The organism is Brevundimonas sp. G8 (assembly GCF_902506205.1).
Classification (GTDB): Bacteria; Pseudomonadota; Alphaproteobacteria; order Caulobacterales; family Caulobacteraceae; genus Brevundimonas.
Window position 1 is genome coordinate 1,304,977 of sequence record NZ_LR732816.1, and the last position, 16,498, is coordinate 1,321,474.

General features: G+C 63.1%; 9 protein-coding genes, 1 tRNA gene, 2 rRNA genes and 1 pseudogene (1 of these 13 cut by a window edge). 3 read left to right on the forward strand and 10 right to left on the reverse strand.

The window, feature by feature from the left end:
• Position 1: 1 nt before the first annotated feature.
• Positions 2 to 820, reverse strand: coding sequence for a hypothetical protein (locus CHRYSEO8AT_RS06370; RefSeq protein ID WP_159847906.1), 819 nt, complete (start codon positions 818 to 820; stop codon positions 2 to 4).
• Between the two features lie 89 nt (positions 821 to 909).
• Here CHRYSEO8AT_RS06370 and CHRYSEO8AT_RS06375 point away from each other — a divergent pair, with 89 nt between their 5' ends.
• Positions 910 to 2,319: an SLC13 family permease gene (locus CHRYSEO8AT_RS06375; RefSeq protein ID WP_159847909.1), complete on the forward strand. Its 1,410-nt coding sequence runs from the start codon at positions 910 to 912 to the stop codon at positions 2,317 to 2,319.
• Between the two features lie 9 nt (positions 2,320 to 2,328).
• Here the strand turns inward: CHRYSEO8AT_RS06375 and CHRYSEO8AT_RS06380 are convergent, their stop codons facing one another.
• From CHRYSEO8AT_RS06380 to CHRYSEO8AT_RS06395, 4 genes are all read right to left on the reverse strand, one after another.
• Entirely contained in the window at positions 2,329 to 3,459 is a 1,131-nt protein-coding gene (locus tag CHRYSEO8AT_RS06380) for a pectinesterase family protein (protein ID WP_159847912.1), read from the reverse strand.
• Positions 3,460 to 3,535: 76 nt separating this feature from the next.
• Entirely contained in the window at positions 3,536 to 6,565 is a 3,030-nt protein-coding gene (locus CHRYSEO8AT_RS06385) for a TonB-dependent receptor (protein WP_159847915.1), read from the reverse strand.
• A gap of 104 nt (positions 6,566 to 6,669) precedes the next feature.
• Complete coding sequence (locus tag CHRYSEO8AT_RS06390; RefSeq protein ID WP_159847918.1) at positions 6,670 to 7,614, reverse strand: FecR family protein; 945 nt, start codon at positions 7,612 to 7,614, stop codon at positions 6,670 to 6,672.
• Positions 7,611 to 8,372, reverse strand: a complete 762-nt coding sequence (locus CHRYSEO8AT_RS06395) for an RNA polymerase sigma factor (RefSeq protein WP_159847921.1) — start codon at positions 8,370 to 8,372, stop codon at positions 7,611 to 7,613. Before CHRYSEO8AT_RS06395 ends, CHRYSEO8AT_RS06390 begins: the two co-directional genes overlap by 4 nt.
• Before the next feature lie 539 nt (positions 8,373 to 8,911).
• Here CHRYSEO8AT_RS06395 and CHRYSEO8AT_RS16105 point away from each other — a divergent pair.
• Positions 8,912 to 9,813, forward strand: a pseudogene (locus tag CHRYSEO8AT_RS16105) (MFS transporter).
• Positions 9,814 to 10,044: 231 nt separating this feature from the next.
• Here CHRYSEO8AT_RS16105 and CHRYSEO8AT_RS06405 read toward each other — a convergent pair.
• Together CHRYSEO8AT_RS06405 and CHRYSEO8AT_RS06410 are read right to left on the reverse strand one after the other, a co-directional pair.
• On the reverse strand, positions 10,045 to 11,286 hold the full coding sequence (locus CHRYSEO8AT_RS06405; RefSeq protein ID WP_159847930.1) for a PepSY domain-containing protein: 1,242 nt from the start codon (positions 11,284 to 11,286) through the stop codon (positions 10,045 to 10,047).
• A gap of 8 nt (positions 11,287 to 11,294) precedes the next feature.
• Entirely contained in the window at positions 11,295 to 13,391 is a 2,097-nt protein-coding gene (locus tag CHRYSEO8AT_RS06410) for a TonB-dependent siderophore receptor (protein WP_236547447.1), read from the reverse strand.
• Positions 13,392 to 13,867: 476 nt separating this feature from the next.
• On the opposite strand from CHRYSEO8AT_RS06410, the gene CHRYSEO8AT_RS06415 reads away from it, so the two are divergent.
• Positions 13,868 to 14,524, forward strand: a complete 657-nt coding sequence (locus tag CHRYSEO8AT_RS06415) for a hypothetical protein (RefSeq protein WP_159847936.1) — start codon at positions 13,868 to 13,870, stop codon at positions 14,522 to 14,524.
• A 177-nt stretch (positions 14,525 to 14,701) separates the two neighbouring features.
• Here CHRYSEO8AT_RS06415 and CHRYSEO8AT_RS06420 read toward each other — a convergent pair.
• From CHRYSEO8AT_RS06420 to CHRYSEO8AT_RS06430, 3 genes are all read right to left on the reverse strand, one after another.
• A tRNA-Met gene (locus tag CHRYSEO8AT_RS06420) sits at positions 14,702 to 14,778 on the reverse strand.
• A 92-nt stretch (positions 14,779 to 14,870) separates the two neighbouring features.
• Positions 14,871 to 14,985 (reverse strand): 5S ribosomal RNA (gene rrf, locus CHRYSEO8AT_RS06425).
• 216 nt (positions 14,986 to 15,201) lie between these two features.
• Positions 15,202 to 16,498, reverse strand: a 23S ribosomal RNA gene (locus CHRYSEO8AT_RS06430) (it continues 1,483 nt past the right edge of the window).

Consider the following 16,498-nt stretch of genomic DNA (forward strand, 5'->3'; position numbering starts at 1 on the left):
TTCAGCCGTCGCGCCATTCGCTGAGCATCTTGCTGTCCGCGTCCTCGAAGGCGACGCGATCAAGTTGGACCGCGCCGATGCAGACCGGCCGGTGGTCGGGGCTGGCGGCGCGGCAACGAATGGCGCGGCCGTCTGCAAAGGCGGCCATGCGGCCTTCCAGCACCAGGCGATACCCTCGGGTAGGGGCGACGGGCGGCTGATCGCCCTCGCCGCGCACAGTGAACTCATAGGCGCGACCGTTGCGGCGGCCGGTCCGCGAACCGCCTTCCTTGAAGACCGCCGCCAGCCCCATGGTCTGCAGCGACGCCTGACCCTGGGCCAGAGGATCGCCCTGCGCGGCCGGACATCCCTCGGCCCGCAGCCAGGGGCGCGCCAGCCAGAAGCCCTCGGCCGCCTCCCACGTCTCGGCGTCGCCGGCGATCAGGGCGGACTGCGACCAGTCGCCAGGCGCCAGGCTGAGCTTCAGGCTCTGACGGCCCTCGCCCCAGGTCAGGGCGGGAAGACCTTCGCTCGCGTTCGCTTGAGCCGGCGCCGGCCCGCCACAACCGAAGGTCTGGCGCACCACGAACCGCCGGCCGGCCAGGGACGCGCCCCCGACCTCGCGCCCTGCCGCAAAGGCCGAGGCGGCGAGGTCCATGGCCTCAAGCAGGCTGGCGCGATCCAGGGTCGGCGAAGGGGCGACGGTGACGACGGGCGTCGGCGCAGCGGGCGCGGGGATCGGCGCGGGCGCGGCCTCCTCGCGTTGGCAGGCGCCGAGGACGAGAAGGGACGCCGCAATCGCGACGACCGACGGGCGAGGCGACACGGTCGGTTCGAACATGGAACCACTCTAGCACGCCGCTCGCTGATGAGGAGGCGAACACCCGAAAAAGGTTGACGTAAGCGACGGGGGACGCTCTGCACGGCATCATGACTTTCGATCAGATCGCAGCCCTGGCGGTGCTCGTCGGCGTCGTCGGCGTGCTGATCCACGGCAAGGTTCGCGCCGATGTCGTCGCCCTGACCGGCGCGGCCGTCCTGCTGGTGCTGGGCGTCGTTCGGCCGGTCGAGGTGCAGGGCGCCTTCGCCAGCCCCGCCGTCATCGCGCTCGCGGGCCTGTTCGTCATCGCCTATGCGATCGAGTTGTCGGGCCTGCTCGGTTGGCTGATCCGCCAGGCGACGCAGTTGGCCGCCCGGATCGGCGCGCGGGGCATCTGGATCGTCATCGGCCTGTGCGGTTCCGTCGGCGGTTTCCTGAACAATACGCCGGTAGTGGTGTTGGCCGCGCCGGTGATCCGGGACGTGGCTCAATCGCTGCGCCTGTCGCCCAAACGCTTCCTGATGCCGCTCAGCCACGTCACGGTGATGGGCGGCCTGTTGACCCTGATCGGCACTTCGACCAACCTTTTGGTTAACGATATGGCGCGCAACGCCGGCCAGCCGGTCTTCGGCCTGTTCGAGATCACGCCCGTTGGCTTGGCCATCGCGCTCGTCGGCGGCCTGTGGCTTTATTTCGTCGGCGCCCGCCAACTGGGTCGATCCGTCGCCATGGACGAAGCGCAAGCCGCCCGCCTGGCCGAGATGGAGGAAGCGCGTCAACGCGCTGAAGCGGAGGCCATATCGCGCCGCAAACGTCTGCTGCCCTTCGGCCTGCCGCGCCTGGGCGGCTCTCGCAACCAGGCCGATGGCTCGGGCGATGCGCACCTGGGCGACGTCGATCTGTATGGCGCGGCGGACCGGCCGTTCCGATTGCGGCCGGCGATGATCTCGCTGGCGATCTTCGCCCTGGTGATCGCCTCTGCGGCCTTGGGGTGGGCGCCCATCGCCGCCTCGGCCTTCGCCGGCGCGGTGGCCTTGATCCTGCTGAGGGTCATCACGCCGGAAGAGGCCTATGCCGGTCTGAGGCCCGAAATCCTGTTGCTGATCGCCGGCATGGTGGTCGTCGGCACCGCCATCGAGGTGACGGGCCTGGCCTCCGCGGGAGCAGAGCGTCTGATCGGCGTGATCCGGCCGATGGGACCGCTGGGCGCGCTGATCGTGCTGTACGGCGTGACCCTTTTCGCCACCGAACTGCTGTCCAACGCCACGGTCGCCGTTCTGATTACCCCGATCGCGGTGGCCCTGGCCGAAAGCCTGGGCGTCGATCCCCGGCCCTTCCTAGTCTGCGTCATGATGGCCGCCTCAGCCGCCTTCGCTACGCCCTTCGGCTATCAGACCAATGTGCTGGTCTTCAACATGGGCGGCTACAGCTACATGGACTTCGTGCGCGTGGGCCTACCTCTGAACCTGGTCACCTGGGTGGCGGCCATGGTGGCGATCCCGATCTTCTTCCCGTTCTGAACGGTGCTGTCAGTCTAACGCAGGACCGTGGTTGCTGGCGAGCACGACATCCTTTTTGATCCGTCCCGCCTGCACCGCCGTCAGGCGCGCGCCGCGTGAGAAGTCCCCCCGACCGGGGCCCCGCGAGCCGAAGGTCGCGAAGCGAACGTCTTCGGGCTGGAGCATGGTGCGGGGATCGCCGTCGCGTCCCGTGTACCACATCTCGGTCCAGCCGGCCGGCGCGATGTGGTCGTCCATCCAGCAGTCGAGGAAAGTCGCCGCCCCGACGAAGCGGGGGTCGCCATATCGTCCATCCGGGAACGCGCTGGAGGGACGCCACGGCCGCCCCAGAAACACAGAATGTCGTGCGACGCCCGCATCCTTGGTCAACCGGCAATCGTGGAAGACGAAGCCGTAAGCCTGTTCGAGGGGCGTGCTGGGGGCCGCAATATAGCCTTCGACCGGATCGGCGGGTCGCAGGCGCGATCGAATTTCGCAGCGTTCGAACCAGGCGCGCCCGCCGCCGAAGATGAAATCATAGCTGCCCGTGATCAGGCAGCGATCAAACAGGGTCGCCCCCGCATCGGGGAACAGGGTGTCCTGATAGCTGAGGATGTCGCAGTTGCGGATGACGGCGCGGTCCGAGCCCTTGTCCATCATCAGGGCCACGGCCTGGGGCCCTGCCCCATTGTGCGAATGCAGGCCGTTCGGCTTGGTCATTTCCGCCAGACCGTCGAAGGCGTTGTTGATCGTCAAAGTCTCGGCGTGGAAATCGGGAGCCCGCACGAACAGGGTCGGCGTGCGGAACGTGCCCCACATCCGGCCATCTGGCGCGCCAAGCCCCGAGGCCGCCAGGTGATTGATCACTGACCCCGCTCGATCCTCGCCGATCAGATGGATGAAGGGTTTGTCCACGACGACCTGCTCGGTCCAGATTCCGCGCGTCACCAGAATGCGGAATGGTCGTCGGCCGTCCGCCGGCGCGGCGGCGATGGCGGCGGACAGGCTGGGATAGACGGGCGCCCCGAACTGACGGTCGCCGGGGCCGGCCCAGATAACGGCGTCGAACGCTGTCGCAGCCGCCCATGACGGCGTCGATGCCATAATGGGCAGGACGGCGCCGGCGGCCAACAGATTGCGACGTGAGACCAGCGGGATCATGGCGGCTCCGAATGAAAATCGGCGCCGACCGGCGAACCGGTCAGCGCCAGGTCTCCTTGGGGGAGTTGGGAGTGTCTTAGAAGGTGTAGCGGACGCCGAAATTGTACTGCCGCCCCGTGTGGGAATAGACATAGATGCTGTCGCGACGGCTGTCGGTGTACTGTTCGTTGAAGGCGTCGGTCAGGTTCAGCCCTTCGAACGTCACCTTGATGCGTTCGTTCAAGGCGTAGGACGCTGAAGCATCAACCGTTACGATGTCGCGCACCCCATCGATGTCATTGGTGCTGGTGCCGCTGGGCACCGCCGTCAGATAGCGATCACGATAGGCCGCCGAGACACGGGCGCTGAACCGGTCGTCCTCGTAATAGAGGGTGGCGTTGTAGGCCGTCTTCGACAGACCGAGCAGATCGTTCTCGACGAAGCCTGTCGAGGAACGCGACGAGATGTAGCTGATCTTCGAATCCACGAGGGTGACGTTGAAGATGGCGCCGACATTGTCGAACGGCCCCGGCAGGAAGGTGAACGGCTGCTGGTAGCTGATCTCGATCCCCTTCAGCGGACCGCCCTCGGTGTTCACCGGTTGGCTGAACAAGAAGACGTCGCTGGGAGACACACCCAGGCCATTGAGCAAGTCCGGCGACAGGCCCGACTGATTGAACGGCTGCGAGATCCGCGAGGTCTGGATGTAGCTGTCGATGTCCTTGTAGAAAAGACCGACGGACAGCAGGGCGTCCGGCGCGAAATACCATTCCGCCGACAGATCGTAGGTCGTGGCGCGAATGGGATCCAAGTAAGGATTGCCCGAACTGACGCTGAACACGCCAACCGTGCTCAGGCTTCCGCCCGGCGTTACGCTACCGAGGTTGGGGCGCGTCATGACCTTGGCCGCGCCGAAGCGCAGCAGGAAGTCCGGCGTGACCTCGGCCGTCAGGTTCAGTGCCGGCAGCACGTCGTCATAGTCGCGATCGACCGTGGTCTGCTGGGCCGCGCCAGCGACCAGCTGATAACCGGTCGAGCTCTGCTTCGTCTTCACATAGCGAACACCGATGTCGCCACGCACCGGAATACCGCCGAGCTCCGTATCGAAGTCCAGCTGCAGATAGGCGGCCGAATCCTTCTCGGTCACATTGCGGATATTGCCGCGCGCATTGGCGTTCGACGCGCCGCTTAGTTCGAACAGGCCTGTTCCGCTGTAGATGTTGAACAGATCCGCAAAGGCGTTGAGATTCGGCGCGATCCAGTTGGTGACCGTGCCGTCCGGCGCACCCAGATTGCGTCCGAAACCGCTGACCAGCTCGGTCAGGCTGGCCAAGGTCACGCCCGCGGGCAGTTGGGGCACGACGCCCTCGTTGACGCGCGCCAGAGCCCAGGAATCGAACTCGTATTCCTTGTAGTTCACCCCGGCCTTCAGCGTCAGCGACGGCGTCAGATCAAAACCTCCGTCGAACTGCGCCGTCTTGATGGTGTTGGTCACCCCCTGTGGACGCAGGCGGATTTCCGAACGCGCGGCGCCGAAATTATAGGCCAGCGGGTCGGTGACATCGTAGCCGAAGCCGATCAGCGGCGCGTCGCGGTTCTGCCGATAGTCGTAAAAGTAGTTGTCCGAATTCTCGCGATTCAGGATCACCGTTGTCTGGATCGGATTGTCGAAATCGGACTTGGAATAGCCGACCAGGCCCTTGACGCGGAATCGGTCGCTGAACGCATGTTCGATGCTCAGCGTGCCTTGGGTGTATTTGGTGTCCAGCTCGTCGTAGCGGGTCTCGGTCTCCACATCGACGTCGTCGAACAGGCCGTAGATCATGTCCCCGTTCGCATCGATGACACCGTCGCGCACGATGATTTCCGGCCGGCCGCCCTGGGACGCGTTACGGGCAAAGGACAGCGCCTCCAGCCAGTTCTCCTGACGCGTCGCCTTGAAGTCGGAATAGAGCAGATCGAGATTGATCAGCGTCTGTTCCTGCGGACGGAACTGCAGCGACCCCGTCAGGCCGAGTCGCTCCTGGTCGTGGGTCAGCCGACCGTAGCGCGGAAAGCGCGGCGTATAGACATCCGCCCTGCTGGCATCCGCAAAGGGCGACGCGGGATTGTACTTCCCCGCCTCGGTCCCATTCAGCCAGCCACCGGAGCCGTGACCTTCTTCCAGCAGACGACGCTTGGTGTAGGCCACCGAGACGAGCGCGCCGAGGCGTCCGTCCATCCAGGTGTTGCTGGCCAGCGCCGCAAACCTGGGGTCCCATTCCTGCGACAGGTCGTTGTAGCCATACTGGCCTGACAGCACGAGGTTCGCGCCGGAATAGTCGAACGGTCGGCCGGTCTGCAGATCGACCGTCGCGCCCAGCGAGCCTTCTTCAGTCTCGGCCGAGGCGGTCTTGCGCACGGTGATGCTGTTGAAAAGCTCGGACGCAAAGACGTTGAAGTCGAACGCGCGGTTACGGTTCGCGCCGCCCGAGCTGTCGGTGCCCGACGCCGTGCTCTGGCCTTCGACGCCGTTGATGCGGACACGCGTAAACTGTGGTCCCAGACCCCGCACCGTGATCTGGCGGCCTTCGCCGGCATCGCGTGCGATGGAGACTCCCGGCACGCGCTGGATGGATTCCGCCAGGTTGGCGTCGGGGAAGTCGGCCATGTCCTCGGCCTTGATGACATCGATGACCCCGTTAGAGCGACGCTTGGCCGTCAACGCGCTACCCAGAGAGGCGCGGAAACCGGTTACCACAATAGTTTCGACTTCATCGGCCTGGTCTTCGACTTCGCTCCCCTGAGCGATAGTCTGCGGCGAGACGGTCGCGCCGGCGAGCACCGCCGTTCGGCCGTTGTTGGACGCCACCACCAGATTGCTGCCTTGCAGCAGCCGGTTCAGCCCCTGATCGACCGAATAGACGCCCTGCACGGCGGCGGTCCGCTGTCCGGCGACCGCATCCGTCGAAGCCAGAACCTGCAGATCGGCCTGACGTGCAAATGCAGGCACGCCGGTCGAGGCGGGTTGCGCCGGAACATTGAACTGTCTGTCTTGCGCCTGGCCGGCGCCGGCGCCGGCCAAAGCCATCGTGCTGACGGCGATCATCAGCGACGCCCTCGCGCCTTGGTTTCGCGACATGGCCATGCGTCGGCCCTCCCTTTTCTGTTTCCTGGTTCCCGGACCCTTCTTGCGAGGGTTCCGAGAGTCTCGATGTCCGGCGATCGACTTTCCGTCGCCGGATCGAAAAATTATTCCACGCCGCCCAACATGATGACGTCGTCCGACACCTTCACGCCCGCTCCATGGGCGACGCCGACGGCCTCGGCGAAGCTCTCCGGCTCGTTGGTGCGGAACCAGCCGACGACCGTGCGGCCTTCCAGATCGGGATCCACGATCACGATCTTTCGACTGTTGTAGCGATTGAACTCAGCGGCGGCGGCGGCGATGGTGTCACCATCCAGGACGATCTGACCGTCTCGCCACGACAGGGCCCGATCCATTTCCAACGGACGTTTGACCGGATTGGAAGCGCCCGCATCCCCACTGACGAAGACCTGCTCACCCGCCAGGACGCGATGCCTTTGTCCGCCCGAACCCTTGCCGCTCCAGACCTCAACGACCCCTTCCGTCACCCGGACCTCAGCGCCCAAGGCCCGGCGGCGAACCGAAAAGGCGGTCCCGACGGCCTGCACGCGCACGTCGCCCGCCGTGACCACAAACGGCCGCTCGCGATCCTTGGCGACCTGAAACCAAACCTCTCCACGATCCAGCGTCACGGCGCGCTCGGCCTTCTGGAAGCGGACATCCAGCGTCGTATCGGTGTTGATCGCCGCCATCGACCCGTCTGCCAACGGGACCCGACGGATCTCCCCAACCAGCGTGCGATAGCGTTGGCGTGAAATGATGGGTGTCAGAACCAAGCCTGTTGCGACCGCCGCCGCCAGGCCAAGACCGCCCAGCAGAACGCGGCGGTCGGGTTTCTCAGAGGCGCGTTTGGTCGTCGCATCCGGTGTCTGATCGACCATCACGGCAAGCACAGCCCTGGCCCGCCACAGGGCGCCCTGTCGGCAGCTGTCGCCTGCAAGCCAGTCGTCCAATGTCGCCTGTTCAGATGCAGCCATCGCGCCGGCGTCCATACGAGTCGCCCATTGCGCTGCGATGGCGTCTATCTCGGTCGAACTCTCCCGGCTCATGCCCGTCGCTCCCCGATCGTTGCCGGCCGCCCTTGCGTATCGAGCTTCGACAACTCGGCCATCACAGCCTTCAGACCACGCGCAGCTTCGTTCTCGACCACGTTCTCGGTGACCCCCAGCCGTGTCGCGATTTCCTTCTGGGACAGGCCGAGTATCCGACGCATTTCGAAGATGCGCCGGCTGCGTTCGGGCAATGTGGCGACGATCTTCATGACGCGTTCGAGTTCCTTGCGTCCTCCGGCGATACGTTCGGGCGACGGCTCGTCCCACTCGATGCGCAGGGCGTCGATTTCCGTCACGGCGTCGATCCTCACGATCCGGGCGCGCCGCATCTGCTCCAGGACGACGGACCGTGCGGTCTGAAAGAAGTAGGCGCGCGGGCTTTCGATCTGCTCCACGACCTTGAGGTTGGACAGCCGGCAGTAGGCTTCTTGGATGACATCATCGACGTCATTTGCGGTCACAAGCGATCGCCGCAACCAGACCCGCACATCATGCTCGTGAGGCAGCACTTCAAGCGCCAGCCATCGCACTTTCGCCTGTTCAGACTCGCCGTCACGTCCCACCAACTGCCATTCCCCTCTCGAGAACACGATGCGTGACGTACATTTTTCCGTCAGAGTTTTGAGATTATGGCCGTCAAGTCGTGCGACATGAACAGACGCCGTCCTCGCGCAGTAGTAGGCGATGCCCTCGAACCGGTCCTTTTCGCTTTCGATGGCGGCGACGGCCGGCACCAGCTTGGCGCCCGGCGTCATATCCAGCTCGGGTTCGCGCGCCGGGTCCTCTGCGTCATCCTGGATTGGCTCGACCAACGTCCCAGGACCGTAAATGGCGACACCCCCGGCGCTTACGCGACGGGGGTGTCGTTATCGTTGGGTGCGGGAGTTCGATCTGATCGACATCTCACACCTATGCTTACGTTTCCAGTGTAGGCGCGGGCCTGCCGTTCGTATTTGGCCAAATCTACGATCTCAGCGGTGGGCGTCTCGGTCAAACCTCTGTTGTGTGCCGACATGGATCCGCTCCCTGACGCGCCCATCCATCCCAGTTCTAACCGCCACACCCATCGCTCCCCGCCTTTAGGCGGGGGGGGGGTATTGAGCGGCAGTCTGGCGATGTTGCCGCCGACGACGCTTCGACGTCGGTGAATGACGCTCGGGGAGCCTAGGCTATGACTCACGAAATTCAGTCCCAAGCCGCAAAGGAGGAGTGGCGTCAGTTCTGGATTTTGCCGGTTGTCGCGGCTCTCGGAAATTCCGCCTCCGTGCTTCACATCTATTCCTTGGGACCGTTCATGCAGCCGCTGAACGAAGCCTTTGGTTGGGGCCGGGCCGAGGTGTCCGCAGGCATTACGGTGGCGAACTGTGGAGCCATTGCGCTTTATGCCATTGTTGGCCTGCTGATTAATCGTTGGGGCCCCCGGCGAGTCGGTCTCATCGGCGTGGTCATCATGACCTCGGCGGTGGCGCTTCTCGGCTCGGCCACCGGCTCTCTGTTCAACTGGCTCGCTTTATGGGTCGTGGTGATGATTGGCACGGTGTCCGTTCAGCCGACCATCTGGACGGGAGCTGTGGCCAGCCGGTTCGATGCGTCGAGAGGACTCGCGGTCGCGCTGACCCTGGCGGGCAGCGGCGCCGCCTCGACCCTATTGCCGCTCGTCGCGACGTGGCTGATAGGGGAGTTCGGCTGGCGCGTGGCTTTCGTGGGGCTCGGCGTGATCTGGGCCATTCTTCTCTTGCCGCTGATCTTGCTGTTCTTCCGCGGAGCCAACGAGGGAACGAGTCCGAGAAACAGGACTCCGGGTGGGGATCTCACCGGGCTGACCTTCTACGAGGGCATCCGAAAACCCGCCTTTACAAGCGTCTCGTGGCTGGCGCCTTGCTGACATTCTGTCTGGTCGACGTCATCGTACACTTCGTTCCGATTCTGAAGGACAAGGGTCCGAGCCCTGTTGAAGCCGTCAGCTTGGCCGGTATCGTCGGCATCGCTTCGATTTTCGGACGTGTCGTAACGGGACTGCTACTGGACCGGTTTAGGGGCGATCGTGTCACCGCCGTGACCTTCCTACCGATCATTACCTGCGCCCTGCTGTTGTGGGCGCCCGGAAGCCTGATCATCTATGCAATCGTTGCTCTGGTGGTTGGGGTCCGAACTCGACGCCGTCGTCTACCTCTCGATCGCGGCGCTTTGGCTTGAAGCGTTTTGGCGTTCTGTTCGGGGCGATCCTAACCGTGTCAACCATGGGCACAGGCCTCGGACCTGTCGTCGCCGGGGCGATCTTCGACAAGGTCGAGTCCTACGACCCGTTTCTGCTGGCTATCATCCCGATCACGCTGGTTGGTGCAGTCGCCATGGCGTGCTCGGCCCCTACTCGGTGTTTCAGGCGCCGGAGAAGTAGACGGCCGTCGTGTAGGAAGGGGGACGAAGTCACCCTCCCGACGCCGCGATAACCGCGCCTGGAGTCAGGGCGAGGCTGATCAAAATCAGGCCCAAAGCCGGATAGGCGGCCGGGCCGAAACTGACCCATAGGCGCACGAGCCCGTGGCGAGGACGGGCTTCATCCTGAGCGCGCGCCATACGCAGGCTGTAGATCATGACTCCGGTCACAGAGAGGCCGGTCATCACCACGCCGAACACGAACCAGATCAGCCGGGTCGCAAGCCCGCCGAAGGTCCCGAAGTGCAGGGGATCGGCCGCTTCCGAAATGCGCTGGTGAAGGTTCAGATCTTCACCACGCGCCGTCAGAAGAACCTCACCATTTCGGGGATCGACCCAGACGGCGTTGGCGCGATCCCGCACCAGAATCGCCTTGGCTTGCCCCGCGACCAAGACGCCACGTCCCTTGTCGTCGGGGAAGCTGACGCCCGCGATGCGCAGACCCGGGTCGGCGGCCTGAGCGCGGGCGATCACCGCGTCGAGCTCGGACCCGACCGGCTGGGCCGCCCCGGTCACGACCTTGGGCCGCGGCCCAGGCGGCGCCTGCCCCCCGAACACCTCGACGACATACCAGACGCCTGTGACGATGATGAGGGCAAGGAACCAGATCGACCACAGGCCGGCGAAGCGGTGCAGGTCGCCGGTGAACCGGCGCGCCTCTCCTTGGCGCCCTTTGCGCCATTGCGGGAGGCGGGTGAACCCCCGCCAGAACTTTTTGTAGGTCACCAGCCCCGTGATCATGGAGACCAGAAGGACAAGGGCCATCGAACCGACGATAGGAACCCCGATGTCCACCGGCATCATCAGATGGCGATGCGTGTTGCGCAGGAACCGATTGACGTTGAACCAGCCGTGCACGCCCCGAACCTCGGACGTCCAGGGATCGACATAGGCGATCCGCAGTCCACCGTCTGGACGTTCGATCACCACGCGGGCCGCGAACCAAGGATCAAGGGGAGCCGCGAGGTACTGGAGCGTCGCCTCAGGCTCGGCCGCCTTCACCGCCGCCGCCCAGTCGCCCCAGGACGCGGTCGGCACCTCGCGGGGCATGACCCTCTGGGCGGGATCGACCAGCCAGTCGATCTCGTTGGAGAGCGTCGCAAGGGTCCCTGTCGCCAGGACGAAGGTCATGAAGATCGCGAGCTTGAGCCCCAGCCAGTGATGCACCCACCACCAGGCCGACCGGCCTTTCCGGTGCGTCTGTCTGCCAGCCTGAACGGGGGTGAGCGCCATCCGACCGCTCAGAAGGCCCGGCTGACTTCGACAAACACGGTGCGCGGCTCGCCAGGGAAGGATCCCTGAAGACCGAAGCCGGAGGCCGCATAGGTGTTGTCGAACAGATTGTCGACGCGCAGACGAACCTTGGCGACATCGAGCGTCGTGGTGATCGAGGCGTCAAACACGGTGTAGGGTTTGACCCGTTCGTTGTTGAAGCCGACCCGTTCGGCCACATATTCGCCGCCGAAGGCGAAGGCGGTGCGCAGTTTGGGAACCTGGTAGCGCGTCCAGAATCCGGCCTGGTGTCGTGGCGCATTGACGAAGCGGTCGCCGACCGCATTGGTTATGGACTGCCCCGGCGCCGTGCCGGTGATGCGCGTGTCGTTATAGCCGTAGTTGGCGGTCAGCACCCAGTTCGCCGTCAGGTCGGTCGAGACATCGACCTCGAAACCCTCGGAGGTCACCTCCCCGATCGGGCGCAACTGGTCCTGGCCGTTGACCGGGGGCAAGCTCTGATCGGCCTGGAGGATGTTCTCGCGTACGATCTGATAGACGGCGGCATTGACCTGGACACGGCCGCCATGGAGGGCGGTCTTGACGCCGGCCTCAACCTGGGAGCCGGTCACCGGCGCGAATGGGCCGCCGACATCGACGTTCTGACTGCCTGCGCCCTGCGGCTCGAAAGTGTCGGACCAGCTTATATAGGTCGAGACGTCCTGGCGCGGCTTGAAGATCAGGCCAAGGCGGTAGGTCACCTCGGAGTCCTCGAAATCGACATCGCTCAAGCGGTTGTCGTCTTCAAACCTGTCCCAACGAACGCCGGCCAAGGCGATAAACCGATCTCCGAAGCGGATCTGGTCCTGAAGATAGACCCCTCCCCGGATAGAACGGTCGTCGGAACGCGAGAGGGGCAAGGCATCCAGATTGTAGGCGGCGGCTCCGGTTAGGCCATAGACGGGGTTGAACAGCGACAGGTTCGGCACGGGGCCGCCAAGGTTGGCCTGGGCGGCAGTGCGGCTCTTGAACAGCAGGTCCTCCTGCGCCCAGTCACCGCCGAACAGAATGCGGTGATCCAGCCCCAGCGCCCGAACGTCGGCGACCAGATTGGCCGCCAGCGACAGACTGTCGGCGTCGCGGTACTGATCTCGGAACTGACGGCGCACGGCGTCGAGCCGGCCGTCGCCGTCGGTGTCGATGGCGCCGCGTGGCTCGTGATAGTTCTGACGTTCGGATGATTCCGAATAACGGGCCGTCGCGTCGAACCTCATATTGTCCGCCAGTTGGGAGGCCAGCCGCGCCTGATAGACCTGTGCCTCCAGCGTGGCGAAATCGGTCGGCTCGTTGTGGTTCCAGCTTATGTCGGTCAGGAAGTTCCCATCCATATCCACCGGCACGCCCCGCAGGCGATTGGCGGGCAGGGTCTGATCATAAACGCTGACCTGTAGCGTCAGATCGGTTCGGTCTGTCAGGACGATACCCACGCCCAGGTCGCCGATCAGGTTTCGGGCCCCGGCATTGACCCGGAAACTGTCGCGCTCCTCATAAAAGCCGCCCGCGCGGACGGTGATCCGTCCTGCCGCATTGACCGGGCCAGTGACTTCGCCCGAGACTCCGATCCGGTCATAGTCGCCGATCACTCCGGTGACTTCGCCCGCGAACACATCGCTCGGCGTCTTGGTCACATAGTTGATCGTCCCGCCTGGCGAGCCGGGACCATAGAGCATGCCTGCCGGTCCCTTCAGGACCTCGACGCGCTCAATGTTGAACAGCTGCGGTACAGCGAAGCCGATGAAGGGATTGCCCCGCACGCCGTCGAAATAGGCCTCTTCCTGGCGAAAGCCCCTGAACGTCACGCCGGCATAGGAAAAGAAGGTGACGCCCGAGATGTTTCTATAAAGGTCGGTGATGTCTCGCGCGCCCTGATCCTCAATCAGTTCGGCGTTGAGGATCTGCAGGGCCTGAGGGATGTCGAGCGGGTTCTCGGCCGTCTTGCCGATCGTAGTCTTATCGGTGCGATAAAGGCGTTGGGCGCGGCCGGTGACGACGACCTCGTCCAGTGTCGCCGGCTCCGTCTGTGACGTAGTGGTGGGCAGGGTCTGAGCGGCCGCTGTGCCCGGCATTACGAGTGCAACAACTGCGACCCCGCACATAGCGCTGGAAGAAACGAACAATTGGCGAAGGTGCATGATAAACCGGGACAAACTTGCGAACGCGTCGCAGTTACCCTTGCGCCGACGTGAATGCAAGCGAGTTGCAAGAATGCCGTGTCGGTCTCTCCAACGAGGCCGATACATCGCTTTCCTCACGTCTCAAACGCGCCAGAAGCTGACATTGACTCCGTGCCGGAAGGAGACATCAGCCGCGCTGGGGAGAATGAATCAGGACGCGGCCGTTTGTGATCTAAACCACAGGTGTTCCCTGCCGTGGGCCAGAGCGGCGAATTCAGAATGTGCATGTGCCGAGCGCTATCGGGACGTCGCAATCATCCTGATTTCGCCTCAGATCAAGGAGACTATGGTCGTGGTGAATATTGGGTCTGCACCCGAGAGCACGCCGAGCATTATGCCCAACATGGTGGCGAGGTCATTGAGACCGCTTGGCCACGAGGCTGAAGGATGGCAAGTACAATTGCAGCGGTCATTATGATCGCGGCTTCACCACCTGCACCAACGGCAAGATTATCGCCGCCGCCACTGTGGAGCGGCGCGTGCTGGCAGGCGTGAAGGCGCATCTGATCTCACCAGCGGCCATCGCTCTTGCGGTGAGCCGTTATCAGGAAGCGGCCGAGGAGCACCAACGCATGATCGACCGCGAGCGTGCGCCGATGGAGAAGGAGTTGATCGAGATCGGCCGGCGGCTGGAACGCGCGCAGGTTATGTTTATGGAAGAGATCATCGACTTGGACACCCTGAAGGCTCGCACGGCGCCGCTAGAGACGCGCCGGCGGGAATTGAGCGCCCTGCTTTCCGATGATGTCTCGGCGGCGCCGGCGCGTCTGGACCCCGGGATCGCCGAGGCTTACCGCCGGTTGGCGGAGAATCTGCACTTGGCGATCGAGGGTGACCGGCGAGGACCTGCGCCACGAGTTGCGCAAACTGATCGAGCGGGTGGACATCGTCCCGATGAACGGTCTGGGCAAGTTCGATCTACAAGTGCGCGGCAGCTTGGCCGTCAGTCGGGTCTTACCCGCTGCCCCTGGGTTTGCGCGCCGGGTGCTTCCAAGAGGCTTCCACGGGTGGATTTGGGGTGCTGAATTTGGTCAAAGAAAAACCCGCTATCCTATTGGAATAGCGGGCTAAATCTTGGGTGCGGGAGTATGCCCCTGGGTTTGCGCGCCGGGTGCTTCCAAGAGGCTTCCACGGGTGGATTTGGGGTGCTGAATTTGGTCAAAGAAAAACCCGCTATCCTATTGGAATAGCGGGCTAAATCTTGGGTGCGGGAGTAGGATTTGAACCTACGACCTTCAGGTTATGAGCCTGACGAGCTACCGGGCTGCTCCATCCCGCGGCAAACGGTAGTGTCGTGAAGGAAGAACGGTTCGAGAAGCGCGCTGAAGTAGGCCGAAAGCCGTCAGCGCGTAAATCATGTGTGCTTGGTAGACCCGGCGACGACCTACTCTCCCGCGCCTTGAGACGAAGTACCATTGGCTCTGGAGGGCTTAACGACCGAGTTCGGAATGGGATCGGGTGGGGAACCTCCGACATAGTCACCAGGTCAACCAAGCACACATGAACGTCTTGCTGGGCTTATCGCGCTTGCGCGCTACATGAGGCCGACCGCTCTCAAGTAGGCCTAGGGCCGATAGAGCGAGCAAGAAGACATCCAAGCTCAAGCAGCGCGAAGCGCGTTAGCTTGAACAAGGATGAGAAGAAGACATTGTCTGAGATTGCTTCGGTCAAGGAGCAATCATCGAATGAGTTTTGCTGAGAAACGATCAAACCGATCGGATTATTAGTACCAGTAAGCTTCATGGGTCGCCCCACTTCCACACCTGGCCTATCAACGTGGTAGTCTTCCACGATCCTCAGCGAAGCCTTGTTTTGAGGTTAGTTTCCCGCTTAGATGCTTTCAGCGGTTATCTATTCCATACTTAGCTACCCTGCTGCACAGCTGGCGCCATGACAGGTACACCAGAGGTATGTCCATCCCGGTCCTCTCGTACTAGGGACAGATCCTCTCAAGCTTCGAACACCCACGGCAGATAGGGACCAAACTGTCTCACGACGTTCTGAACCCAGCTCACGTACCACTTTAAATGGCGAACAGCCATACCCTTGGGACCTGCTCCAGCCCCAGGATGTGATGAGCCGACATCGAGGTGCCAAACTTTGCCGTCGATATGGACTCTTGGGCAAAATCAGCCTGTTATCCCTAGAGTACCTTTTATCCGTTGAGCGATGGCCCTTCCACTCGGGACCACCGGATCACTATGGCCGACTTTCGTCTCTGCTCGACTTGTCAGTCTCGCAGTCAGGCGGGCTTATGCCATTGCACTCGACGACCGATTTCCGACCGGTCTGAGCCCACCATCGCGCGCCTCCGTTACACTTTAGGAGGCGACCGCCCCAGTCAAACTACCCACCACGCCATGTCCCGGGACCGGATAACGGCCCTCGGTTAGACGTCAACGACAGTAAGGGTGGTATTTCAAGGACGACTCCACCAGAGCTGGCGCCCCGGTTTCATAGTCTCCCACCTATCCTACACATACGGTCGCTAACGCCAAGGCGAAGCTATAGTAAAGGTTCATAGGGTCTTTCCGTCTGACCGCGGGAACCCCGCATCTTCACGGGGAATTCAATTTCACTGAGCCTATGCTGGAGACAGTGGGGAAGTCGTTACGCCATTCGTGCAGGTCGGAACTTACCCGACAAGGAATTTCGCTACCTTAGGACCGTTATAGTTACGGCCGCCGTTTACCTGGGCTTCAGTTCGTCGCTTTCACAACTCCCTTTAACCTTCAGGCACCGGGCAGGCGTCAGACCCTATACGTCGCATTGCTGCTTCGCAGAGCCCTGTGTTTTTGCTAAACAGTCGCTACCCCCTGGCTTGTGCCACTCAGTCCTGCTTGCGCAGGGTGAGTCACGCTTATTCCGAAGTTACGCGTGCAATTTGCCGAGTTCCTTCAGCATAGTTCTCTCAAACGCCTTGGTATGCTCTACCTGACCACCTGTGTCGGTTTCGGGTACGGTCTCTGCTGGAGTTATTTCCTGGGACAACGCCCCCG